Annotated in this window: 19 protein-coding genes and 1 pseudogene; 4 read left to right on the top strand and 16 right to left on the bottom strand. The window is 71.9% G+C overall.

Going from position 1 to position 24,094, the window contains the following annotated elements; all coding sequences use genetic code 11:
• Positions 1-61 precede the first annotated feature (61 nt).
• Positions 62-1,633, top strand: coding sequence for a DUF2142 domain-containing protein (locus ACZ6Y7_RS04325; protein ID WP_465756308.1), 1,572 nt, complete (start codon positions 62-64; stop codon positions 1,631-1,633).
• Here the strand turns inward: ACZ6Y7_RS04325 and ACZ6Y7_RS04320 are convergent.
• The 7 genes from ACZ6Y7_RS04320 to ACZ6Y7_RS04290 form a co-directional block, all read right to left on the bottom strand.
• A complete protein-coding gene (locus ACZ6Y7_RS04320; RefSeq protein ID WP_465756307.1) occupies positions 1,620-2,105 on the bottom strand; it encodes a GtrA family protein in 486 nt (161 codons plus the stop codon). The two genes, ACZ6Y7_RS04325 and ACZ6Y7_RS04320, sit on opposite strands and share 14 nt — an antisense overlap.
• Complete coding sequence (locus tag ACZ6Y7_RS04315; RefSeq protein WP_465756306.1) at positions 2,102-3,064, bottom strand: glycosyltransferase family 2 protein; 963 nt, start codon at positions 3,062-3,064, stop codon at positions 2,102-2,104. The genes ACZ6Y7_RS04320 and ACZ6Y7_RS04315 overlap by 4 nt, the downstream gene beginning before the upstream one ends.
• A 208-nt stretch (positions 3,065-3,272) precedes the next feature.
• Positions 3,273-4,466 carry an elongation factor Tu gene (gene tuf / locus ACZ6Y7_RS04310; RefSeq protein WP_402221143.1) on the bottom strand — a complete coding sequence of 398 codons (1,194 nt, stop codon included), beginning with the start codon at positions 4,464-4,466 and terminating at the stop codon, positions 3,273-3,275.
• 218 nt (positions 4,467-4,684) lie between these two features.
• The gene (gene fusA, locus ACZ6Y7_RS04305; protein WP_465756305.1) at positions 4,685-6,790 is read right to left on the bottom strand and encodes an elongation factor G; all 2,106 of its coding nucleotides are present in this window, start codon (positions 6,788-6,790) and stop codon (positions 4,685-4,687) included.
• Positions 6,791-6,829: 39 nt separating this feature from the next.
• Positions 6,830-7,300 carry a 30S ribosomal protein S7 gene (rpsG, locus tag ACZ6Y7_RS04300; protein WP_030055803.1) on the bottom strand — a complete coding sequence of 157 codons (471 nt, stop codon included), beginning with the start codon at positions 7,298-7,300 and terminating at the stop codon, positions 6,830-6,832.
• A 2-nt stretch (positions 7,301-7,302) separates the two neighbouring features.
• Entirely contained in the window at positions 7,303-7,674 is a 372-nt protein-coding gene (rpsL, locus tag ACZ6Y7_RS04295) for a 30S ribosomal protein S12 (protein WP_014144289.1), read from the bottom strand.
• Positions 7,675-8,093: 419 nt separating this feature from the next.
• On the bottom strand, positions 8,094-8,732 hold the full coding sequence (locus tag ACZ6Y7_RS04290; RefSeq protein WP_465756304.1) for a DUF1707 and DUF4190 domain-containing protein: 639 nt from the start codon (positions 8,730-8,732) through the stop codon (positions 8,094-8,096).
• 476 nt (positions 8,733-9,208) lie between these two features.
• On the opposite strand from ACZ6Y7_RS04290, the gene ACZ6Y7_RS04285 reads away from it, so the two are divergent.
• Both ACZ6Y7_RS04285 and ACZ6Y7_RS04280 read left to right on the top strand, forming a co-directional pair.
• Complete coding sequence (locus ACZ6Y7_RS04285) at positions 9,209-10,480, top strand: DUF2786 domain-containing protein (RefSeq protein WP_465756303.1); 1,272 nt, start codon at positions 9,209-9,211, stop codon at positions 10,478-10,480.
• A gap of 49 nt (positions 10,481-10,529) precedes the next feature.
• Positions 10,530-11,642: an ADP-ribosylglycohydrolase family protein gene (locus tag ACZ6Y7_RS04280; protein ID WP_465756302.1), complete on the top strand. Its 1,113-nt coding sequence runs from the start codon at positions 10,530-10,532 to the stop codon at positions 11,640-11,642.
• Positions 11,643-11,648: 6 nt separating this feature from the next.
• Here ACZ6Y7_RS04280 and ACZ6Y7_RS04275 read toward each other — a convergent pair whose 3' ends face one another.
• The 4 genes from ACZ6Y7_RS04275 to ACZ6Y7_RS04260 all read right to left on the bottom strand — a co-directional run bounded on the left by ACZ6Y7_RS04275 (position 11,649) and on the right by ACZ6Y7_RS04260 (position 16,115).
• Positions 11,649-12,971: a serpin family protein gene (locus ACZ6Y7_RS04275; protein ID WP_465756301.1), complete on the bottom strand. Its 1,323-nt coding sequence runs from the start codon at positions 12,969-12,971 to the stop codon at positions 11,649-11,651.
• A gap of 37 nt (positions 12,972-13,008) precedes the next feature.
• Positions 13,009-14,007 (bottom strand): ADP-ribosylglycohydrolase family protein, encoded by a 999-nt coding sequence (locus tag ACZ6Y7_RS04270; protein ID WP_465756300.1) that lies wholly within the window; start codon positions 14,005-14,007, stop codon positions 13,009-13,011.
• 21 nt (positions 14,008-14,028) lie between these two features.
• Positions 14,029-15,240 (bottom strand): cytochrome P450, encoded by a 1,212-nt coding sequence (locus ACZ6Y7_RS04265; protein WP_465756299.1) that lies wholly within the window; start codon positions 15,238-15,240, stop codon positions 14,029-14,031.
• Positions 15,241-15,374: 134 nt separating this feature from the next.
• Positions 15,375-16,115: an SIR2 family NAD-dependent protein deacylase gene (locus ACZ6Y7_RS04260; protein ID WP_465756298.1), complete on the bottom strand. Its 741-nt coding sequence runs from the start codon at positions 16,113-16,115 to the stop codon at positions 15,375-15,377.
• 133 nt (positions 16,116-16,248) lie between these two features.
• On the opposite strand from ACZ6Y7_RS04260, the pseudogene ACZ6Y7_RS04255 reads away from it, so the two are divergent.
• Positions 16,249-16,524 (top strand): annotated as a pseudogene (locus tag ACZ6Y7_RS04255) (DUF2201 family putative metallopeptidase); the annotation flags it as partial.
• 17 nt (positions 16,525-16,541) lie between these two features.
• Here ACZ6Y7_RS04255 and ACZ6Y7_RS04250 read toward each other — a convergent pair.
• The 5 genes from ACZ6Y7_RS04250 to ACZ6Y7_RS04230 all read right to left on the bottom strand — a co-directional run bounded on the left by ACZ6Y7_RS04250 (position 16,542) and on the right by ACZ6Y7_RS04230 (position 24,094).
• A complete protein-coding gene (locus ACZ6Y7_RS04250; protein WP_465756297.1) occupies positions 16,542-17,150 on the bottom strand; it encodes a hypothetical protein in 609 nt (202 codons plus the stop codon).
• A 212-nt stretch (positions 17,151-17,362) separates the two neighbouring features.
• Positions 17,363-18,043 carry a response regulator gene (locus ACZ6Y7_RS04245; protein ID WP_465756296.1) on the bottom strand — a complete coding sequence of 227 codons (681 nt, stop codon included), beginning with the start codon at positions 18,041-18,043 and terminating at the stop codon, positions 17,363-17,365.
• Positions 18,040-19,224, bottom strand: coding sequence for a sensor histidine kinase (locus ACZ6Y7_RS04240; protein WP_465756295.1), 1,185 nt, complete (start codon positions 19,222-19,224; stop codon positions 18,040-18,042). The genes ACZ6Y7_RS04245 and ACZ6Y7_RS04240 overlap by 4 nt, the downstream gene beginning before the upstream one ends.
• An 82-nt stretch (positions 19,225-19,306) precedes the next feature.
• Entirely contained in the window at positions 19,307-19,981 is a 675-nt protein-coding gene (locus tag ACZ6Y7_RS04235) for a DUF4097 family beta strand repeat-containing protein (protein ID WP_465756294.1), read from the bottom strand.
• A gap of 219 nt (positions 19,982-20,200) precedes the next feature.
• On the bottom strand, positions 20,201-24,094 hold the full coding sequence (locus tag ACZ6Y7_RS04230) for a DNA-directed RNA polymerase subunit beta' (RefSeq protein WP_465756293.1): 3,894 nt from the start codon (positions 24,092-24,094) through the stop codon (positions 20,201-20,203).

Raw genomic sequence — 24,094 nt, 5'->3', positions numbered from 1 at the left:
TCACCGGGGGAAGGCTCCTCGCACCGGATATGTTGGTCGCGTGTCCTCTTACTCTCCCGCGGTGAACGCACCGTCCGTCCCCCCCGCCAAGAGATCCGACGGCAGCTTCACCCGTCCGGGGCGTCTGCTGTTCCGACGCACCTGGTGGACCGCGTTCATCGGGTTCTTCCTCGTCTGCGCAGGATGGGTCCTGGCCTCCCCCTACGATGCGAGCCCGGACGAACGGGAACACATCATCCGCGCGGTCGGGGTGGCCCGAGGGGAGTTCGCGCCCAAGCCCGAGGCCGCCGGCGGCGGCACCGGGGCGTTCCAGCACGTGCCGGCCTCGATCGTCCGCGACAACTGCTGGTGGTTCAACCCCTCCGAACCCGTGACCTGCGCCGTGCCGCCGGGTGGCGACCAGAAGATCGAACGAGTGGCGACCAGGGCCGGCCGGTACAACCCCGTCTACTACGCGCTCGTGGGCTGGCCGATGGCCATCTGGCCGAACTGGGTCGGACTCACCCTGGGCCGCCTGATCAGCGCCGGCCTGGTGTCGGCACTGCTCGCCTCCGCCGCGCACGCCACCGTCGCCTGGACCAGGCACCGACTCGCCGCGGCCGGCGTCCTGGTCGCGGTGACCCCGATCACCCTCCACCTGGCGGGCTCGATCAACCCCAACGGCGTCGAGATCGCGGCCGGGGTGGCCCTCGTCGCGGCCCTCCTCCCGACCATGCTGGACCCGGAGCAGCCACTGCGGCGCGCGGCCATGGTGCAGATCGGGATCGCCGGTTCGGTGCTGATGACGGTGCGCGCGCTCGGACCGCTGTGGTGCACGGCGATCCTCGGGATCATGCTGGTCCCGGCGACACGGGCACGGCTGAAGGAACTGATCCGCTTCCGGCCCGCCTGGTGGGCGGCGGCCGCCCTGCTGGTCACCGGCGCCGCGGGAGCGCTGTGGACCGTGGTCATGAAGGCCTCGGAGATGATGGCCGTCCAGGTGCCGCCCGGCATCACGGTGTCCAACGCCATCCGGCACGAGGTGGTCATGCGCTGGCCGGACTACTTCACCGAGCTGGTCGGTGTGCCGTCCTGGCTGGACGTGCACCTGCCCGGCACCGCGTACTACCTCTGGTACCTGGCCGTCGGCTGCCTGGTGCTGCCCGCGCTCGCCTTCGGCGCCTGGAGCGACCGCTGGCGGGTGCTCGCCTTCTTCCTCGCCCCGTTCGCGGTGATCACGCTCTCCGACGCGCTCGCCGCGCACAAGGTCGGCTTCGCCGGCCAGGGCCGCTACATGCTGCCGGTGGCAGTCGGCGTTCCCCTGATCGCCGCGTTCATCCTCGGTCGGCGCGGCAGCCTCGACGGGGCCCGGTCGGCCTCGCTGGTGCGGACGATCGCGCTGCTGGTGCTGCCGCTGCAGCTGGCGTTCCTGGCGTACACGATGATCCGCTGGCAGTCCGGCCTCGGCGGATCGGTGACGTACACCCCGCTCAACCCGCTGGCCGGCACCTGGCACCCGCCCGCGGGCTCGGCGACGGCGCTGCTGACCGCGGTGGCCGGCTGCGCGGTGCTCGGGTACTGGGCGTGGACGAGTACCGGCCGCCGGGCCGGGGGCGCGCAGGAGCGGCCGCTCTCGGCCGTCAGCGCTTCCTGAAGACCCACAGTTTGAGGAGGACGAACCGGGCCACGGTGGCGAGGCCGTTGGCCACCACCAGCCCGGTCACCTCGACCACCCGGGACGCGTGCGGTACGGCCACGTCGAGCAGCGCGAGGACACCGCTGCTCAGGCCGAGCCCGATCAGGAACGCGACCGCGCCCTGGAGCTGGTGGCGCACCGCGCCGTCCGAGCCCGTGATGCCGAAGGTGAAGCGGCGGTTGGCCGCGGTGTTGGCCACCGCGCTGACGGCCAGCGCGACCAGGTTGGCCACCTGCGAGGAGGCGACCAGCCGCAGCAGGACGAACAGCGCCAGGTAGAAGAGGGTGCTCAGCACCCCGATGACCAGGAAGGACGGCAGCTGCCGCCGGATCGGTCGCGGCCCGGCGGCGGTCGCCCCGTGCTCGGGCCGGCCGCCGTGCCCGCCGTGCCCGCCGTGCCCGTCCCGGTCGGTGGAGAGGATCTCGTTCACTCGCCGTTACCGTACCGATCGGGCTCCTCGGCCGAGTCGTAGCCGATGAAGTAGGCGGGCCGCGCCTGGACCGCGGAGTAGATCCGGCCGACGTACTCGCCGAGCAGTCCGACACAGACCAGTTGGACGGCGCCGATGAACAGCATCCCTATGAACAGCGAGGACCACCCGGGCACGGTGGAGCCCAGCGCGTACGCGACCGTGGTGTAGAGCGCCAGCGCGATGCAGACCAGGAAGCTGAACAGGCCGAGCCAGGTGGCCAGTCGCAGCGGGGCCGCGGAGAAGTTGGTGACGCTGTCCAGCGCCAGCCGGACCATCTTGGACAGCGGGTAGTGGGTGCTGCCGGCGACCCGCTCCTCGCGCACGTAGACCACCTCGCCGCTGGGGAAGCCCAGCCACGGCACCAGCAGCCGGTAGACCGGCTGGTGCTCGGGCATCGCCTTCAGCGCGTCCACCGCGGCCCGGCTGAGCAGCCGGTAGTCGCCGGCCTGGTTGGGCATCCGCTGGCCGACCAGCTTGCGCATCAGCCAGTAGTACGCCCCGGCGGTGTGCCGCTTGAAGGACGTGTCGGTGCCGCGGTCGCCGCGGACGCCGTACACGATGTCGAGGCGCCGCTCGCGGGCGAGCTCCAGCATCTCGGGGATCTTCTCCGGCGGATCCTGCAGGTCGGCGTCGATGGAGACCACGTAGTCGCCGAAGGCCCGGTGGATGCCGGCCGTGAGCGCGGCCTGGTGCCCGGAGTTGCGGGCGAAGCGGACGATCCGGAACTCCGGCCAGTCCTGGCGGATCTTCTGCATCAGCACCGGGGTCGCGTCGGTGCTGCCGTCGTCGACGCCGACCACCTCGTAGTCGACGTCGAGGCCGTCGAGGATCGGCCGCAGCCGCTCGACGGTCAGCGGGAGCGCCTCCTGCTCGTTGTAGATCGGCATCACGACCGACAACAGCGGTGCCGTTGACATGCGTTGGGTCCCACTTTCCGCGACGGCGGGAGCTTGTTGGTGGCCCGACCATAACAGTCGGCGATGAGCGGTCCGTGAAGGGAAGCGCGCTCCCCTGAAGACCTCGTGAACCGGTGGCCGGACGAACGCCGAAGGGCCCCGCGCACCGTGCGGTGCGCGGGGCCCTTCGGACTCAGCCTGTACGGGGCAGGCAGGTCAGAGCGTCAGATTACTTGACGATCTTGGTGACCTGGCCGGCGCCGACGGTGCGGCCACCCTCACGGATGGCGAACTTCAGGCCCTCCTCCATGGCGATCGGCTGGATCAGCTGAACCGACATGGCGGTGTTGTCGCCCGGCATGACCATCTCGGTGCCCTCGGGGAGGGTCACGACGCCGGTCACGTCCGTGGTGCGGAAGTAGAACTGCGGGCGGTAGTTGTTGAAGAACGGGGTGTGGCGGCCACCCTCGTCCTTCGACAGGATGTAGGCCTGGGCCTCGAAGTCGGTGTGCGGCGTGACCGAACCCGGCTTGATGATGACCTGGCCGCGCTCGACGTCCTCGCGCTTGATGCCACGGAGCAGCAGACCGACGTTCTCACCGGCCTGGCCCTCGTCGAGCAGCTTGCGGAACATCTCGATACCGGTGACCGTGGTGGTGGTCTTCTCGTTCTTGATGCCGATGATGTCGACGGTCTCGTTGACCTTGAGGATGCCGCGCTCGATACGACCGGTGACGACGGTGCCACGACCGGTGATCGTGAAGACGTCCTCGATCGGCATCAGGAACGGCTGGTCCACGGCGCGGGCCGGGGTGGGGATGTTCTCGTCGACGGCCTTCATCAGGCCGAGGAGCTTCTCGCCCCACTCGGCGTCGCCCTCGAGGGCCTTCAGCGCGGAGACGCGGACGACCGGCAGGTCGTCGCCCGGGAACTCGTACTCGGAGAGCAGCTCACGGACCTCGAGCTCGACGAGCTCCAGGATCTCCTCGTCGTCCACCATGTCGGCCTTGTTCAGGGCGACGACGATGTACGGAACGCCGACCTGGCGGGCCAGGAGGACGTGCTCCTTGGTCTGCGGCATCGGGCCGTCGGTGGCGGCGACCACCAGGATGGCGCCGTCCATCTGGGCGGCACCGGTGATCATGTTCTTGATGTAGTCAGCGTGACCCGGGCAGTCGACGTGCGCGTAGTGACGGTCCTCGGTCTGGTACTCGACGTGCGCGATCGAGATGGTGATACCGCGCTGACGCTCCTCCGGGGCCTTGTCGATCTGGTCGAACGGCGTGAAGGGGTTCAGGTCCGGGTACGCGTCGTGCAGCACCTTGGTGATGGCCGCAGTCAGCGTGGTCTTGCCGTGGTCGATGTGACCGATGGTGCCGATGTTGACGTGGGGCTTCGTCCGCTCGAACTTCGCCTTCGCCACTGAGTCCTCCTGAGGACAGTTCCTGTACGCCGTGCTGACGTCAGTTGGTCTTGATCGGGCTTGGTCCGTGGTGCCGGAAGCACCTCGCACCGTCCCGCGGGTGGGGGCCGGAGGCCCCGGGAGGATCCGTACGGTTCCTCCCGGGTCGCCTCCTAATAGCCTAAGGGGTCGGAATCATCCCGGATGTCGGACTGGTTCCGAGGCCGGCAGAGCCGGACCTACTCGCCCTTGGACTTGGCGATGATCTCCTCAGCCACGGCCTTGGGGACCTCGGCGTACGAGTCGAACTGCATCGAGTAGCTGGCGCGACCAGAGGTCTTGCTGCGCAGGTCACCGACGTAGCCGAACATCTCGGAGAGGGGCACCAGCGCCGTGACGACGCGGGCACCGTGACGCTCGTCCATGGACCGGATCTGGCCACGGCGAGAGTTGATGTCGCCGATCACGTCGCCCATGTAGTCCTCGGGCGTGGTGACCTCGACGGCCATCATCGGCTCGAGAAGGACCGGCTTGGCCTTCTTCGCGCCTTCCTTGAAGGCCATCGAACCGGCGATCTTGAACGCGAGCTCGGAGGAGTCGACGTCGTGCGACTGGCCGTCGAGCAGCTTCACGCGGACACCCTGCAGCGGGTAGCCGGCGAGAACACCGAACTCCATGGCCTCCTGGCAACCGGCGTCGACCGACGGGATGTACTCCCGCGGCACGCGGCCACCGGTGACCAGGTTGACGAACTCGTAGCCCTCGGCCTTCTCGAGCGGCTCGATCGCGATCTGCACCTTGGCGAACTGACCGGAACCACCGGTCTGCTTCTTGTGGGTGTAGTCGATCCGCTCGACGGCCGCGCGGATGGTCTCGCGGTACGCGACCTGCGGCTTGCCGACGTTGGCCTCGACCTTGAACTCGCGCTTCATGCGGTCGACCAGCACCTCGAGGTGCAGCTCGCCCATGCCCGCGATGATGGTCTGGCCGGTCTCCTCGTCCGTGTTGACCTGGAAGGACGGGTCCTCCTCGGCGAGACGCTGGATGGCGACACCCAGCTTCTCCTGGTCACCCTTGGACTTGGGCTCGATGGCGACGCGGATGACCGGGGCCGGGAAGTCCATGGACTCCAGGATGACCGGGTTCTTCTCGTCGGCCAGCGTCTCACCGGTGGTGGTCTGCTTCAGGCCCATGACGGCGACGATGTCGCCGGCGCCCACCGACTCGATCTCCTCACGCTTGTTCGCGTGCATGCGGTAGATCTTGCCGATGCGCTCCTTCTTGCCCTTCACGGCGTTCAGCACGGAGGTGCCGGACTCCAGGCGACCGGAGTAGATCCGGACGAAGGTGAGCTTGCCCAGGTGCGGGTCGGACATGATCTTGAACGCCAGCGCGGCCAGCGGCTCGTCGTCCGAGGCCTTGCGGTTGATCTTGGTGTCCGGGTCGTTCGGCTTGGTGCCCTCGATGGACTCGATGTCCAGCGGCGACGGCAGGTACTTCACGACCGCGTCGAGCAGGGGCTGAACGCCCTTGTTCTTGAAGGCGGTACCGCAGAAGATCGGGGTGAAGTCCGAGTTCAGGGTGCCCTTGCGGATCGCGTCCTGCAGCAGCTCGACCGGGATCTCCTCGCCCTCCAGGGCGAGCTCCATGATCTCGTCGCTGACGTTCGAGACGGTGTCGATCAGCTGCTCGCGGTACTCGTCAGCCTGCTCCTGCAGCTCGGCCGGGATGTCGACGACGTCGTACATCTCGCCCTTGGCGGCCTCGGCGGACCAGACCAGCGCCTTCATGCGGACCAGGTCGACGACGCCCTGGAAGTCCGACTCGGCACCGATCGGCAGCTGCATGACCAGCGGGGTGGCGCCGAGGCGGTCCACGATGGTCTGGACGCAGAAGAAGAAGTTCGCGCCCGTGCGGTCCAGCTTGTTGATGAAGCAGATGCGCGGGACGCCGTAGCGGTCAGCCTGCCGCCACACGGTCTCGGACTGGGGCTCGACACCGGCGACACCGTCGAACACCGTCACGGCACCGTCGAGGACGCGCAGCGAACGCTCCACCTCGACGGTGAAGTCGACGTGCCCCGGGGTGTCGATGATGTTGATCGTGTTGTCGACGCCGTCGACCGTCCAGTGACAGGTCGTCGCGGCCGACGTGATCGTGATGCCGCGCTCCTGCTCCTGCTCCATCCAGTCCATGGTGGCAGCGCCATCGTGGACCTCACCGATCTTGTACGAGACACCGGTGTAGAACAGGATCCGCTCGGTGGTGGTGGTCTTGCCCGCGTCGATGTGCGCCATGATCCCGATGTTGCGGACCCTGGCGAGGTCAAGGGAGGTTGCAGCCATGGTGGCTCGTTCTCTCTCTGTCTAGTGACGGGGTACGGACTACCAGCGGTAGTGCGCGAAGGCCTTGTTGGACTCGGCCATCTTGTGGGTGTCCTCGCGACGCTTCACGGAAGCGCCCAGGCCGTTGCTGGCGTCGAGGATCTCGTTCATCAGGCGCTCGGTCATGGTCTTCTCGCGACGGGCGCGGGAGTAACCGACCATCCAGCGCAGCGCCAGGGTGCTGGCGCGGCCCGGACGGACCTCGACCGGAACCTGGTAGGTCGCGCCACCGACACGGCGGGACTTGACCTCGAGGGCCGGCTTGACGTTCTCCAGCGCGCGCTTCAGCGTGACGACCGGGTCCGAGCCGGTCTTCTCGCGGACGCCCTCGAGGGCGCCGTAGACGATCCGCTCGGCGGTGGAGCGCTTGCCGTGCAGCAGGATCTTGTTGACCAGCTGGGTGACGACCGGGGAGCCGTAAACCGGGTCGATGATGACCGGGCGCTTCGGGGCGGGGCCCTTACGAGGCATTCTTACTTCTCCTTCTTGGCGCCGTAGCGGCTGCGGGCCTGCTTGCGGTTCTTGACACCCTGGGTGTCGAGCGAACCGCGGATGATCTTGTAGCGGACACCAGGAAGGTCCTTCACACGACCACCGCGCACCAGCACGATGGAGTGCTCCTGCAGGTTGTGGCCCTCGCCCGGGATGTAAGCGGTGACCTCGATCCCGCTGGTGAGGCGCACACGGGCGACCTTACGAAGCGCCGAGTTCGGCTTCTTCGGGGTGGTCGTGTACACACGCGTGCAGACCCCACGACGCTGCGGGGAGCCCTTCAGCGCGGGAGTCTTGTTCTTCTCGACCTTGTCCTGCCGGCCCTTTCGGACCAGCTGCTGGATCGTAGGCACCGTTTCTCCGTTTTCTGTGTGCCAAGGCTTGGTGGAACTAACCTGCGGTGTCTTCCCTCGCACACAACCCCGTGGTCGACCCACGCGGTCGGGTGTGTTGGGCTTGTTACGACACGGAATCCCATGAGCTGATGTACAGCGACGGCGCTCTACGCGCGGCGCGCCCGGGGGCGCTCCGGCTCGGCGCGGCGACCGGTGTGCATGCACGCACAAGGACCCGGGGACACCCCAGGCACAAGGTCAGAGCGTACCTAGCGCATGGGGCGCGGTCAAAACAAATGCAACGCCGCAGGTCGCCGCCTTCGGCCGGGGGTCACGCGGGTGTCCCGTACGTGTCCGTCCGGTGTCCGGGCGTCTTCACCCCGCTCTACCACAGTCCCCCGCCGGCCGCCACCGGGGCGTGCGCGCCCGGGCGGGCGTCAGGCGAGGCCCAGGACGAACAGCAGGGCCCAGAAGGCGGTGCCCATGTAGCCGAGGACCAGACCGAGGACGGCCGCCCAGTCACCGTCCATGTTGCGTTCGCGGATCTGCGCCCGGGCGATGTGGCCGGTGATCACCGCGGGCAGCGCCGGCAGCGCCAGGAAGCCGGACAGTCCGCAGATCATGGAGACGATCGCCAGCACGTTGGTGGGACGGGCCTGCGGGGGCGGCGGCGGGACGGCCAGGAAGGTGGCCGGCAGCGGCGCCGCGAGCGGGGCGGGCGCCACCATCGGGCCGGCCGGCAGGTCCGCCACCAGCGCGGCCAGCTGGCCGTAGGTCTGCGCCGCGGCCACCGCCTCGTGGCGCTGCTCGTACTCCTGGGCGGAGAGGCGCCCCTCGGCGAACGCGGCCTTCAGCACGTCCAGCGTGCGGTCGCGGTCCGCGTGGCCCGCCCGCATCGCGGCCTGCGGGGACGGCGCGGGGGCCTGCGGAGGCTGCCAGCCGACGACCGGCCGGTGCCCGTAGCCCTGCTGGCCGTGCCCGTGCCCATAGCCCTGCTGGCCGGGGCCGTACCCCGGGTTCCGGCCCGGGCCGTGCGGATAGCCGGGACCGGGTTCGCCCCACGGTTGAACGGCCATCCGCCACCTCCCGGTACCTCGGCACCCCCGCGCGCCCTCACTGCTCCTCATAGTGCAGGACGAACAGGGGAACTGAGTAGTTGCCAAAATCGGCCCGGTATCCGCCGGCGGGGGCCCGGGCGGGCGCCTCACCCGTTCGGCGGACCCGCTCAGGGGGTCCTCACCTCGGGCGACGGCCCGGTCGGGCAGGGCGACCGGGACTGGGACCGGGATGGTCCTCGGGCTGCAGACGCCCGACCTGTTCGGCGTGGACGGCCCGGCGTTCCGGACGGACGCCGTGCTCGCAGTGCGGTGGGCGCCCACCCGGCCGCTGGAGCGCGCCCCGGAGATCCCGGCCACGACCGTCGAGCGCGGAGCCGGAGCCGTCGGTGCGGGGCCGGGCGGCGCCGTCCCGCCCCGGACGCCCCGGCCGCGCCCGCCGGCTCCGGCATCATGGGCAGGAGGATCCGGGCCGTCGAGGAGAGCAGGGACACACCGTGGGCAAGCGCGCGCAGCAGAGCGGGGACGCCGGGCCGCTGCTGGAGCAGGCGGTGCGGTCGGTGCTGACGGCTCCGGAGGAGGGGCTGGACCTCGCCCTGGACACCGGGGCCTCGCTGCTGGCCGCCACGCCCGCGCAGTGGCCCGCGGTCAGCCGGGCCCTGCTGGGGTACGCGGACACCGCCGTCGGCCGCTGCTGGTCCGCCGGCTGGCGCCCGGCCGACCTGGTGCGGGTGGTGCGGCGCGGGCTGAAGCCCGTCCACCTGGCGCTCGCGGTGGACCTGATCGCCGCGGAGGACCGGCGTCACCCGGCGGCGGCGCTCGACCGGCGCTGGCGCGAGCAGCTGCGCGAGCTGGAGACCGAGGTCTGGTGGCCCGGTGACGAGCAGTACCTCGGTGCCTTCGCCCAGCGCCACCGGCTGGACCGCTTCGCGCTGGCGACCGCCGTCCTGGAGCTGCTGCGCACCTGGGGGCGACTGCCCCCGATCGCCCCGGTCGGCCCGGCCCCCGGGCGGTCGGTGCGCGCGCAGCAGTCCCCGCCGGGGACGGGCGAGCCGCGGATGCTGGCCCGGATCCGGGCGCTGCTCGCCAAGGCCGAGTCCACCGAGTACCCGGAGGAGGCCGAGGCGCTGACCGCCAAGGCCCAGCAGCTCATCGCCCAGCACAGCATCGACGAGGCGCTGCTGGCCGCCGCCGGCGCCGACCGGGACGCCCCGGCAGCGCTGCGGATCGGGGTGGACAACCCGTACGAGGGCCCCAAGACGATGCTGCTGGACGCGGTCGCGGCGGCCAACCGGTGCCGGGTGGTGTGGGCCAAGGAGTTCGGCTTCTGCACGGTGGTCGGCTTCGACGGCGACCTGGACGGTGTCGAGCTGCTCTACACCTCGCTGCTGGTGCAGGCCACCCACGCGCTGAACAAGGCGGGCTCCGGCCGGGATTCGCGCAGCAAGGCGTTCCGGCAGTCCTTCCTGGTCGCGTACGCGGCGCGGATCCGCGAGCGGCTGACCGCCGCCACCGAGCGCACCACCAGCGCCGCCGCGGCCGGCCGGCACCTGCGCGAGGACGGCACCGAGGAGCAGCTGCTGCCCGACGAGCGGCTGCTGCCCGCGCTCGCCGCCCGCTCGGAGGCGGTGGACGAGGAGGTCGGCCGGCTGTTCCCGAAGCTGGTCTCGCAGCGGGTGCGGGTCAGCGACGGCGAGGGCTGGGCGGCCGGGCGCGCGGCCGCCGACCGGGCCGCGCTGCACGGACGCGCCGGGGAGATCCGCAGGTAGCGCCCGACCTGATAGAACGTATCCCGCCACGAACCAAGGGGGATGCGACGTGACGGAGCCGGCGGCCGAGTCGGGGTACCGGGACCGGGTGCGCGGAGCGCTGCTCGGCGGAGCGATCGGCGACGCGCTGGGCTGGCCGGTGGAGTTCCAGCAGCTCCACCAGATCCAGGACCGGCACGGCCCGGCGGGCGTGACCGCGCTGCCGGCCGGCCCCGGGCCGGTCGAGGTCACCGACGACACCCAGATGACGCTGTTCACCGCCGAGGGCCTGATCCGCGGTTTCGTCCGCGGCTGGACGGGCGGCGGCGGTTCGGTGCCGGAGGCCGTCCACGGCGCCTACCGGCGCTGGCTGCTGACCCAGTACCAGCCGGCACCGGACGCCGAGCCGCAGCCCCGCCCGTACGACGGCTGGCTGCTGCGGCAGCCGTTCCTGTACGCGCGGCGGGCGCCGGGCAACGCCTGCCTGAGCGGGGTGTCCGAGCACCCGGTCTTCGAGGCGCCGTCCGTGATCGGGCGGCCCGGGCCGATCAACCCCGGCTCCAAGGGCTGCGGCACGGTGATGCGCTCGGCGCCGTTCGGGCTGGCCCGGCTCGGCGTCGAGCAGGCCTTCGGGCTGGCCGTGCAGTGCGCCCAGCTCACCCACGGGCACCCGACCGGCTACCTCGCGGCGGGTGCCTTCGCGGCGCTGGTCGAGCGGCTGGTGAACGGGACGGAGCCGTGGGCGGCGGTCGGCGAGACGGTGGAGCAGATCCGCGAGCTGCCGCAGTCCAAGGAGACCGTGCAGGCGCTGGCCCGGGCGGTGCGGCTGGCCCAGGAGTCCGAGCCCTCGGCGGAGACCGTGGAGCGGGTCGGGCTCGGCTGGACCGCCGAGGAGTGCCTGGCCATCGCGGTGCACTCGCTGCTGGCGGCCACCCTCGACCCGGACCCGGTGCGCGCCGCTCTGCTGCTGTCGGTGAACCACTCCGGGGACAGCGACTCGACCGGGGCGGTCTGCGGCAACCTGGTCGGGGCCGCGTACGGCGCCTCGGCGCTGCCCGCCGAGTGGGCCGGGGCGGTCGAGGGGCGGGCGGAACTGCGGCAGGTCGCGGACGACCTGCTGGTGCTGTTCGGCAGCCGCGACCCGCTCCACCCCGGGCTCGGCGGACGCTACCCGGCCTGGTGAGCCCCGCTACCGCGCCCGCGGATCGGTGACCTGGCCGAGGAACAGCGGCCGCCCGTCGGAGGTGTCCCGGATCAGGAACAGGAACGGCCGGTCGATGTGCAGCCGAGCGGTCTGCTGCGGGGCCGGCACCGCCGCGGCGCCGACCCCGACGCCGCTGCCGGCGGCCGCGACCGTACCGTCCTCGTCGACCTGCACGGTGGCCTTCTGCACCACCGTGCTGACGGCGAGCGGCTCCTCGGCGATGCCTCCGAGGTCGGCGTTGTCGAAGGCCGCGTGGACGCCGAGCGAGCGCAACGCCGGCGTGAGCTCCCCGGACGTGTCGAGGTGGAAGCGCGGCAGCTGCAGGTCGACGGGCTGCGTGCTGAGGGCGCCGAGGATCCGGTCGAGCTGCGGCTGGTCCAGGCCCTTGGTGAAGGCGGCGAAGCCGCCCTGCGCGGGGACGATCAGGTCCATCGCCAGGTTGCCGCCCGCGTAGGGGAGTTCGACGGCCTGCCAGGGCTCCCCGGCGATCCCGCCGGAGCCCTCGGCGTACGGGAACTCGCCGGTCTGGCCCATCGTGGAGACGTTCGGGGTGGTCCCGTCGGGCGTGTGGAACGGGCGGTCCTCGGTGTGCGAGGGCTTGAACGCGGAGGCCCACTTCGCCTTGAGGTAGAGCGCGTCGGTGAGCACGAGCCGGGTGTCCGGGTTGATCGCCTTCGGGGCGAAGAGGTCCTTGATCCGTCCGTCGGTGGCCTTCTCCACGGCCGCGTTGACCGCCTTGCGGCTGCCCTCCGGATCCTTCGCGAAGTCGGTGGTGTGCACTCCGGCGTCGAAGGCGGCGGCGAGGGTGGCCAGGTAGTCGGGCTTCACCCGGAAGCCCTGCTGCGTCCAGACCTCGTCGGCCTGGCGCAGGGTGAGCCCGTCGGTGGTCGGCAGCGGGCGGTTCAGCGCGCCGGCGGCAAGGGCGTACTGCTTCGGGTCGAGGTCCGTGTGCAGGGCCCTGGCGAGTTCGTCGGCGGTCGCGCCCCGGGCGCCGGGCACCAGCATCGCGAGCACGGTGGCCAGACCGGACGGCGAGACCACGAGGTTGTGCCCGGCGGCGTCCGGGGTCGCGGTGAGGGCGTGCAGGAGGTCCAGGCCGAAGGCGTCGGTGGCCCGCGCGGTGGCGGCCAGCCGGGCCGGGTCAACCGCGGGCCGGCCAGCCGGCGCGGAGGCCCTCACCTCCGTGCCGGTCGCGGCGGCGCCGTTGCCGCCGCACCCGGCGATCAGCGGTGCCGCGAGCGCGGCGGCGAGGAGCAGCGCCGCCGGGCGACGGGAGGTCCGACGGGTTCCGGTGCTGCGGTTCGTCATGGCCCTTCGACGCGCCACCGCGCCCCCGGGTTCCGTCTCAGTCCCAGAGCGCCCCGAGCTCCAGCAGCTCGTCCCGGTACTCGATCCGCTCCACCCACTCGGCCGGCCAGGCCGCCTCGCCGTGGTGGGCGCCCGCGAAGGCGCCGGTCAGGCAGGCGAGGGAGTCGGAGTCCCCGCTGGAGTAGGCGGCCCGGCGGACGGCGGCCACCGGGTCGTCGGGCAGCAGCAGGAAGCAGAGCAGGCCGGTGCCGAGGGCCTCCTCGGCGATCCAGCCCTCGCCGGTGGCCAGGCAGGGGTCGGCCTCGACGTCGGGTGCGGCGAGCGCGGTGTCCAGCCGGTCGAGCACGTCCAGGCAGTCGTCCCAGCCCCGGGCGAGGACGGCCTGCGGCGAGGGTCCGAACCAGCGGTCGGCGAGGTCGCCGAGCCAGAACGCGTCGTACCGCTCCCGGCCCGCCAGCGCGTACGCCCGCAGCGCCGGGGGCAGGTCGGCGGGCGGCAGGCCCTCGGCGAGCCGGCGGACGGCGTACGCGGTGAGGTCACTGGCGGCGAGCGCGGTGGGGTGGCCGTGGGTGAGCGCGGACTGCAGCTGGGCGGCGCCGGACAGCTGCCGGGCGTCCAGCTCGCGGACCAGTCCGACCGGGGCGACCCGCATGTTCGCGCCGCAGCCCTTGGAGCCGACGTCACTGGCCTGCGGCCAGCCGTACTCCTCGCGGCTGAGCCGCTCGCAGGCGCGCAGACAGGTCATGCCGGGGGCGCGGCTGTTCTCCGGGGAGCGCCACCAGTCGACGAACTCCTCGCGGACGGGCCGCACCAGGCGCAGCGGCGTCAGCGGGCCGTGCGCCAGGGCGGTGCGCAGGCCGCGGGCGAGGGCGAGCGTCATCTGGGTGTCATCGGTGACCAACGCCCTTTCCGGCAAAGGGAGTCGCCGCCAGTCAGGATGGTCGGCGGCGATCCGCTCGACGTCCTGGAACTCGGTCGGCCGACCGATCGCGTCCCCGATCGCCAGCCCCAGCAGCGCCCCCGTCGCCTTGCCCACGGCCGCTCCCCCTCGTCTCCGTCAGACCTCGACCAGCAGTTCCTTGAGCCCGCGGATCACGTAGCCCGGGTTCCACTCGGGCTCGCGGACCAGCCGCAGGCCCGGGGCCCGGCGCAGCAGGGTGCCGTAGGACTCGGTGAGCTCCAGTCTGGCGAGCGGAGCGCCCAGGCAGAAGTGGATTCCGGCGCCGAAGGTGCTGTGCGGGTTGTCGGCGCGGGCGAGGTCGAGCCGGTCGGGGTCGGCGAAGCGCTCGGGGTCGCGGTTGGCGGAGCCGAAGAGCAGGGCGATCTCGGCGCCGCGCGGGATGGTCACGCCGCGGACCTCGATGTCCTCCAGGACCCAGCGCTCGAACATCTGCAGCGGTGTGTCCCAGCGCATCAGTTCCTCGATCGCGGTGGGCAGCAGCCCGTCCACCGAGGCGCGCAGCCGGGCGAGTTCCGCGGGGTGGCGGAACAGCGCCCACCAGCCGTTGCCGGTGGTGTTGACGGTCGCCTCGTGGCCGGCGTTGAGCAGCAGGACGCAGGTGGAGACCATCTCCTGCTCGCTGAGCGCGTCGGAGCCCTCCTGGGCCTGGATGAGCGCGCTGATCAGGTCGTCGCCCGGGGCCGTCCGGCGCTCGCGGATCAGCGCGCGCAGGTAGTCGGAGAACTCGGTGCTCGCGGTGACGGCCCGGCGGGCGGCCTCCTCGGTCGGGTTGAGCTCGAACATCCCGGTGATGTCGGCGGACCACGGCCGCAGCAGGTGCCGGTCACCCGCCGGGACGCCGAGCATCTCGGCGATCACGGCGACCGGCAGCGGTTCGGCGACGGTGGCGATCAGGTCGCCGCCGCCGGCCGTGAGCAGCTCGTCGACCAGTTCGCCGGCCAGCCGCCGTACGGTCGGGCGCAGGCCCTCGACCATGCGCGGGGTGAAGGCCTTGGAGACCAGCCGGCGGATCCGGGTGTGGTCGGGCGCCTCCAGGTCGAGCAGTCCGTGGTCGTTGAGGGTGTGGAAGGGCTCGTGCGCGGGGTCGGGTTCGGGGCGGCCGAACTCCGCGTGACTGAAGCGGTGGGTGTAGGTGCGGCCGAGCCGGCGGTCGCGCAGCAGCGCGCTGACGTCCTCGTGGCGGGCGACGAGCCACTGGTTCGTCGGCTCGAAGTAGCTGACCGGCGCGTGGTCGCGCAGCTCGGCGTACGCGTCGTACGGGTGGGCCACGAACGCCGCCGACCAGGGGTCGAACTTCGCCGTCGTCATCGGTCGATCACTCCTGGCCGTGCGGGGGGAGCCGGAAGGATCATCGTACGCACGCGGTACGTCCGGCAATAGACCCTCCCGGCCGCCCACCGGAGCCGCCGGACCGGCCGACCGCCCTGCCGGGCTCAGCCGGCTCAGCCCCGCTCCAGCACCAGCCGGCGCACCAGCGCGGGCAGCGCCTGCGAGATCGGCTCCCGGATCACCTCGGTCGCGGCCACGTCGTACGGCGTCTCCTCGCCGTTGACGATGATCAGCTCCGCCCCGGCCTCCACCGCGGCGTACGGCAGCGCCGCCACCGGGAACACCTGCAGGCTGGTGCCGACCGCGATGAAGACGTCGCAGGCCCGGGCGATCGCGTCGGCCTGCCCGAGCACCTCCGGGTCCAGGTTCTCGCCGAACATCACGATGCGCGGCTTGAGGATCCCCCCGCACTCCCGGCAGGCCGGATCCGGCTCCCCCGTCCCGACCCGGTCCAGCGCCTCGGCCATCGAACCGACCACCCGGCAGCGCAGGCACTGCGTCTCCCGCACGTTGCCGTGCAGTTCGAGCACCTTCCGGGCGGTCAGCCCGGCCTTCTGGTGCAGCCCGTCGATGTTCTGCGTGAGCACCCGCAGCGGCAGCCCGGAGCGTTCCAGGTCGACCAGCGCCCGGTGACCGGCGTTCAGCTCGGCGCCCCGCGCGCCCGTCTCCAGGCGCATCCGCCAGGCCCGCCGGCGGATCTCCGGGTCCTCGCGGTACGGCCCGATGGTGACCAGCTCCTCCGCCGACGGGTCCTTCCGCCACAGGCCGTTCGGGCCGCGGTAGTCGGGGATGCCGGAGTCGGTCGAGATGCCCGCGCCGGTGAGCACGGCGATCAGGGGGCGCTTCGCGTTCATGTCCGGGACGGTACGGGCGCCGCTCCCTCTCGGCCACCGAAAATCCGGATGCGCCGGGTCAACTCGCCCCGCACACTGGGCCGGTCGCCCGCCGTACCGCGAAGGAGCCCCGTGCAGGGAGCAGTCGGCGTCTCGCCCGCACTGCGACGCCGCCCCGCACGACGCCGGGTACCTCCCGGTCGACGACATCGCCGGGCGGGTCCGGGTGCACGGGCGCGGCGGCACCGTCCTCCAGCCGGGCATCGACCTGCTGGAGCGGGCCGAGGACTTCCCGCCCGGTGCGCCCGTCCTGGTCATCACCGACGGCGAGTGCGACGTGCTGCGGCTGCGCCGCGAGCACGCCTTCCTCGTCCCCCGCGGCGCCGCGCTGCCCTTCACCCCGCGCGGGCCGGTCTTCCGGATGAGCTGACCGGCGGCACCCGGAGGTCAGACCAGCACCGGCCGCGGCGCGGCGGCCGGACGGGCCAGCGGCGCCAGCGCGGCCAGGTAGCAGGCGGCGGCGAGCGGGACGAAGGCCAGGTCGGCGCCCGCGGCGACGGTGCCCAGCAGCACCAGCACCGGGCTCCACCGGCTCAGCGCCCGGGAGCGGCCCAGCGCGGCGGCCGTCACCAGCGCCAGCAGGCCGACGTAGAACAGCAGCGGCCCGACCTGGTAGACGACCGGCAGCACGCCCGGGACCTCCTGCACCCGGTCGAACAGCCGCGACTGCTCGGCCTTGTCCGCCGCCGCCACGCCGACCACCAGGTCGATGCCGATCTGCGCCAGCGAGCAGAGCAGCCCCGCGAACGCCGTCCCCAGCGCCGCCCCGGCCGCGATCCGCCCGGCCGCGCCGCCCGGTGCGAGCCGCCGGCGCAGGGCCACGAAGACCGGGGCGAACAGCAGCAGTCCGGCGAGCATCGCGGCGTGGCCGGCCGTCCAGCCGAGGCCCGGCTCGCGGGAGCCCGGCACCAGGCGGATGCCGCCGTAGAGCGCCATCAGGGCGGGCGCGCCGACGACGGCGTACGGGGTGAGGCGGCTGAGCTGCGGGGCGTTCATCTGCGGTCTCCTGTGGTGTCCGTGGTCCGTTCCGACACCGCACAGCCTGGCTTCCGCACCCCTCGTCCCGGATCGCCCGCACCGGCGAACTCGCCGCCTCCCCCGCGGGAGGGATCCCGCGCGGGCCGGCCAGGACGCCCGCACCGGCCAGGGCTCCGAGGACCGGCCACCGGCCAGGACTCCGGGCACCGCCCGGGCCCTCCGGGCACCGGTCAGGACTCCCCCGCCACCACCGCCCCCGCCTCGTACGCGAACACCACCGCGTGCACCCGGTCCCGCAGCCCGAGCTTGCTCAGCACATTGCTGACGTGCGTCTTCACCGTGTGCTCGCTCACCACCAGCTCGGCCGCGATCTCCGCGTTGGACAGCCCGCGCGCGATCAGCCGCAGCGTCTCCTGCTCGCGCAGGGTGAGCTGCTCCAGCAGCCTGGAGGGCGGCCGCACCGCCCGCTCGGGAGCCCCCGGCCGACGGGCGGCGAACTCACCGATCAGCCGCCTGGTCACCGAGGGGGCGAGCAGCGCCTCGCCCGAGGCGACCATCCGCACCCCGTGCGCCAGGTCGTCCCGCCGGACGTCCTTGAGCAGGAAGCCGCTGGCGCCCGCGTACAGCGCGTCGAAGACGTAGTCGTCGATGTCGAAGGTGGTCAGCATGATCACCTTCGTCGCCGGGAACTCCGCGCACACCCGGCGGGCCGCCTCCAGCCCGTCCATCACCGGCATCCGGACGTCCAGCAGCAGGACGTCCGGCCCGTGCGCGCGGACCGCCTCGACCGCCTCGGCGCCGTCGGACGCCTCGGCCACCACCTCGATGTCCGGCTGCGCGTCCAGGATCATCCCGAACCCGGCCCGGACCAGCTCCTGGTCGTCCGCGACGACCACCCGGATCGGCGTCATCCGCCCTCCCCCTCCACCGTGCCCGCGCCCAGCGGCAGCCGGGCGCTCACCAGAAAACCCCTGCCCTGCGGGCCCGGACCGGCCTCGGCCCGCCCGCCGCAGGCCGCCGCCCGCTCCCGGATGCCGACCAGGCCGCGCCCGCCGGACCAGCCGACCACCGTACGATCGGCCTTCGGCGCCACCCCGTCGCCGTTGTCGGAGACCATCACCTCCAGCACCTCCCCGGCCCGCCGCACCCGGATCGCCGCCCGGTCGGCCCCGGAGTGCTTGACCGTGTTGGTCAGCGCCTCCTGCACGATCCGGTACGCCGCCGCCTCCACGTCGGCCGGCAGCCCGCCCCCGTCCTGCGGGAGTTCGAGGTCCACCCGCAGGCCCGCCCCGCGCACCCGCTCCGCCACGTCGGCGAGTTCGGCCAGCCTGGGCTGCGGCGCCAGCTCCCGGCCCGCCTCCGGGTCCTTCAACACCCCGAGCACCCGCCGCAGTTGGACCATCGCGTCACGGCCGGCGTCGGCGATGGTGTCGAACGCGCGGATCGCCCGGTCCGGATCGCTGCGCACCACCACGGGCCCGGCCTCGGCCTGGATCACCATCAGCGAGACGGCGTGCGCCAGGATGTCGTGCATCTCCCGGGCGATCCGGGCGCGCTCCTCCGCGACCGCCCGCGCGGCGTCGCTCGCCGCCCGTTCACCGGCCTCCCGGGCCCGCTCCGCCTGCACCCGGGCCAGCTGCCGCTGGGCGCGCACCAACGAGCCGAAGACGTACGCACCGACCGAGGTGAGCACGCTGAACACCATGCCGTTCGGCGAGTGCGTCCCGATCACGTTGCCGATGACGGTGACCGCCAGCACCGACCAGCGCACCCGGTCCGAGCACCGCTCCGCGACCGTGTAGAGGGCGATGACGCCGGCCAGCGGCACCTGGGCGTTCGCCGAGTGCGCCAGCACCGACAGCGCGATCTCGGCCGCGCTGTACAGCGCCAGCACCGTCAGGGGCGCCCTGCGCCGCCACGGCAGCGGCGCCGCGGTGGCCGCCGCCAGCAGGTAGACCCAGGCCGGCCAGCGGGCGTCGTCGTTGTAGACCGCCCACACCGCGACTCCGACGGACACCGCCGCCAGCAGCGAGTCCAGCAGGTACGGGTTCCACCCGTCCGCCCGGATCCGCCGGCGCGTCGCTCGCTCCACCCCGGTCCCTCCCCCGTAACCGGGGGCCCCGCCCCCGCGGAGAAGATCATGCCCTACCGGCAGGACCTCCGGTACGGCGCGGTCAGGCACCGCTGACCGTCACACCGCCGGACTCCGCCCGCGCGCTGATGCGGTGCGCCGCCCCCGGCTGCGAGGGGACCTCGACGTCCACCCCGCCGTGCGACGCGTGCGCGTCCACCGCGTACACCTCGCCGCGTGGCACGCTCACGGACACCCCGCCGCTGGTCGTCCTCGCCTCCAGCGTCGACGGCGCGGCGGCGAAGTCGGCCCTGACCCCGCCGTTCACCGCGGTCAGCTTCGCCTTCGGGGAGGTCAGCCCGCTCGCCTCCACCCCGCCGTTGGTCACCTCGGCCACCGTCTCGCCGGCCAGCCCGGTCAGCTTGATGCCGCCGTTGGTCTCCTTCACCCGCACCGTGGTCCCGGCCGGCACCCGCACGGTGTACCCGATGCCGCAGTGGTCGCAGTCGTACGTCAGCCGGAGCACGCCGTCCTTCACCTCGTGCGTGCTCTTCGGCGCGTCCCCCCGGTAGTTCTGCCGCTCGACCACCTGGACGGTGTCGCCGTCGCCGGTCACCTCCACGCCGCCGTTCTCCCCCTCGACCACCAGCTCCTTGACCGGCTCGGCGACCCCGTAGCCGACCGTCCGGTGCTCGGAGTCGTCCCCGATCGGCAGACAGGCCGACATCCCGACCAGCACCCCCGCCGTGATCGCCACCGCGCCCAGCACCCGCTTCATTCCCGGCCCCTTCGAAAGCCCCGACATCCCGACACCGAGAACCCTCCCGCGGCCGCCCCGCGCGGCACCTCCCTCCCCGGAGCGGTTCCCGCCCCTCCCCCGCGCGGGGGAGTCGTACGGCGCGCCCTCCCCGCCCGGCCCCGGGAACGCCGCAGGGCGGCCACCCCGTGAGGGGTGACCGCCCTGCGCTCAGCGGCCGTCGCCGGCCGGAGAGGTGACTCAGCCGGTGTACGGGCCGTAGTCGTAGTCGTCCAGCGGGACCGCCTGGCCGGAGCCGGCGCCGAAGGGCGACAGGTCGTAGTCGTCGTAGCCGACGGCCGAGTACATCGCGGCCTTGGCCTCCTCAGTCGGCTCGACCCGGATGTTGCGGTAGCGGGGCAGACCCGTACCGGCCGGGATGAGCTTACCGAGGATGACGTTCTCCTTGAGGCCCAGCAGCGGGTCCGACTTGGCGTGGATCGCCGCGTCGGTGAGGACCCGGGTCGTCTCCTGGAAGGAGGCGGCCGACAGCCAGGACTCGGTGGCCAGCGAGGCCTTGGTGATACCCATCAGCTGCGGACGGCCGGAGGCGGGGTGACCGCCCTCGGCGACCACACGACGGTTCTCCTGCTCGAAGCGGCCGCGCTCGACGAGCTCGCCCGGGAGCAGCTCGGCGTCGCCCGACTCGATGATCGTCACGCGGCGGAGCATCTGCCGGATGATGATCTCGATGTGCTTGTCGTGGATCGACACACCCTGCGAGTTGTAGACCTTCTGGACCTCGGCGACCAGGTGGACCTGGACGGCACGCTGGCCCATGATGCGCAGGACGTCGTGCGGGTTGGTGGCACCCATGGTCAGCTTCTGGCCGACCTCGACCTGCTCGCCCTCGCTCACCAGCAGCTTGACGCGCTTGGAGACCGGGTAGGCGATCTCGTCGCTGCCGTCGTCCGGGGTGATGACGATCTTGCGGGTCTTCTCGGTGTCCTCGATCCGCGCCCGGCCGGTGGCCTCCGAGATCGGGGCCACACCCTTGGGGGTACGGGCCTCGAAGAGCTCGACGACACGCGGCAGACCCTGGGTGATGTCGTCACCGGCCACACCACCGGTGTGGAAGGTACGCATCGTCAGCTGGGTACCGGGCTCACCGATGGACTGGGCGGCGATGATGCCGACCGCCTCACCGATGTCGACCAGCTTGCCGGTGGCCAGCGAGCGCCCGTAGCACATGGCGCAGGTGCCGACGGCCGACTCACAGGTCAGGATCGAGCGGGTCTTGACCTCGGCGATGCCGTGGCGGATCAGCTCGTCGATCAGCACGTCACCGAGGTCGGTGTTCGCGGTGGCCAGCAGCTTGCCGTCGACGGTGATGTCCTCGGCGAGCATGCGGGCGTACACGCTGGTCTCGACGTCGTCGGCCTTGCGCAGCACGCCGTCCGCGCCCACGGAGCCGATCGCCAGCTTCAGGCCGCGCTCGGTGCCGCAGTCCTCCTCGCGGATGATGACGTCCTGGGAGACGTCGACCAGACGACGGGTGAGGTAACCGGAGTCGGCGGTACGGAGGGCGGTGTCGGCCAGACCCTTACGGGCACCGTGGGTGGAGATGAAGTACTCCAGCACGGTGAGACCCTCACGGAACGACGCCTTGATGGGTCGCGGGATGGTCTCGTTCTTGGCGTTCGACACCAGACCACGCATACCGGCGATCTGGCGCATCTGCATCATGTTTCCACGAGCACCCGAGTCGACCATCATGAAGATGGGGTTCGTCTTCGGGAAGTTCGCGGCCATGGCGTCCGCGACCTCGTTGGTCGCCTGGGTCCAGATGCCGACGAGCTCCTGCTTGCGCTCGTCGTTGGTGATCAGACCGCGCTCGTACTGCTTCTGGACCTTCTCCGCCTTCGCCTCGAAGCCCTCCAGGATCTGGGGCTTGCTCGGCGGGACGATGACGTCCGAGATCGAGACGGTGACACCCGAGCGGGTCGACCAGTGGAAGCCGGCCGCCTTCAGGTTGTCCAGGGTCGCCGCGACGACGACCTTGGGGTAGCGCTCCGCCAGGTCGTTGACGATCGCGGAGAGCTGCTTCTTGCCCACCTCGTAGTCGACGAACGGGTAGTCCTCGGGCAGCAGCTCGTTGAAGAGCGCGCGGCCCAGGGTGGTGGTCAGGCGGAAGGGCTCGCCCTCGTACCAGGTCGGCTGACCGTCCTCGTCCACCGGGGCGGTCCAGCCGCGCGGCGGCACGGTGCCGGCCGGCAGGCGCAGCTCGATCGGGGCCTGGACGTCCAGGTCGCGGGCGTCGAAGGCCATGATCGCCTCGGCGGTCGACGAGAAGGTGCGACCGGCGCCCTTCACGTTCTCGCGGTCCGAGGTCAGGAAGAACAGACCGAGCACCATGTCCTGGGTCGGCATGGTGACGGGGCGACCGTCGGCCGGCTTCAGGATGTTGTTCGAGGACAGCATCAGGATGCGGGCCTCGGCCTGCGCCTCCGCGGAGAGCGGCAGGTGGACGGCCATCTGGTCACCGTCGAAGTCCGCGTTGAACGCGGTGCAGACGAGCGGGTGGATCTGGATGGCCTTGCCCTCGACCAGCTGCGGCTCGAAGGCCTGGATGCCGAGGCGGTGCAGGGTGGGCGCACGGTTCAGCAGGACGGGGTGCTCGGCGATGACCTCTTCGAGCACGTCCCACACGACCGGGCGGGCACGCTCGACCATGCGCTTGGCCGACTTGATGTTCTGCGCGTGGTTCAGGTCGACCAGGCGCTTCATCACGAACGGCTTGAAGAGCTCCAGCGCCATGGCCTTCGGCAGACCGCACTGGTGCAGCTTGAGCTGCGGGCCGACGACGATGACCGAACGGGCCGAGTAGTCGACTCGCTTGCCGAGCAGGTTCTGGCGGAAACGACCCTGCTTGCCCTTCAGCATGTCGCTGAGGGACTTCAGCGGGCGGTTGCCCGGGCCGGTGACCGGACGGCCGCGGCGGCCGTTGTCGAACAGCGCGTCGACGGCCTCCTGGAGCATGCGCTTCTCGTTGTTCACGATGATCTCGGGGGCACCGAGGTCGAGCAGGCGCTTCAGGCGGTTGTTGCGGTTGATCACGCGGCGGTACAGGTCGTTCAGGTCGGAGGTCGCGAAGCGGCCACCGTCCAGCTGCACCATCGGACGCAGGTCCGGCGGGATGACCGGGACGCAGTCCAGCACCATGCCGTTGGGCTTGTTGGTGGTCTGCAGGAACGCGGAGACGACCTTGAGGCGCTTCAGCGCACGGGTCTTCTTCTGGCCCTTGCCGGTGCGGATGATCTCGCGGAGACGCTCGGACTCCTCCGCCAGGTCGAAGTTCTCCAGGCGGTCCTTGAGGGCCGCCGCGCCCATCGAGCCGGAGAAGTAGGTGCCGAAGCGGTCGCGCAGCTCGCGGTAGAGCAGCTCGTCGCCCTCGAGGTCCTGGACCTTGAGGTTCTTGAAGCGGGCCCACACCTCGTCGAGGCGGTCGAGCTCGCGCTGCGCGCGGTCGCGCAGCTGCTTCATCTCGCGCTCGGCGCCCTCGCGCACCTTGCGGCGCACGTCGGCCTTGGCGCCCTCGGCCTCCAGCTCGGCCAGGTCGGTCTCGGCCTTCTTGGCGCGGGCTTCGAGGTCGGCGTCGCGGCGGTTCTCGATCTGCTGGCGCTCGACCGAGACGTGCGCCTCCAGGGATGGCAGGTCGCGCTGGCGGCGCTCGTCGTCGACCCAGGTGATCATGTAGGCGGCGAAGTAGATGACCTTCTCGAGGTCCTTCGGCGCGAGGTCCAGCAGGTAGCCCAGGCGGGACGGCACGCCCTTGAAGTACCAGATGTGGGTGACCGGGGCGGCCAGCTCGATGTGGCCCATCCGCTCGCGGCGCACCTTGGCGCGGGTCACCTCGACGCCGCAGCGCTCACAGATGATGCCCTTGAAGCGGACGCGCTTGTACTTGCCGCAGTAGCACTCCCAGTCCCGGGTGGGGCCGAAGATCTTCTCGCAGAAGAGCCCGTCCTTTTCCGGCTTCAGGGTGCGGTAGTTGATGGTCTCCGGCTTCTTGACCTCGCCGTGCGACCACTGGCGGATGTCGTCGGCGGTGGCCAGGCCGATGCGGAGCTCGTCGAAGAAGTTGACGTCAAGCAC

Source organism: Kitasatospora sp. NPDC053308 (assembly GCF_055585785.1).
Note: the sequence above shows the minus strand (reverse complement) of the source record. Positions and strands in the feature narration are given on the sequence as shown.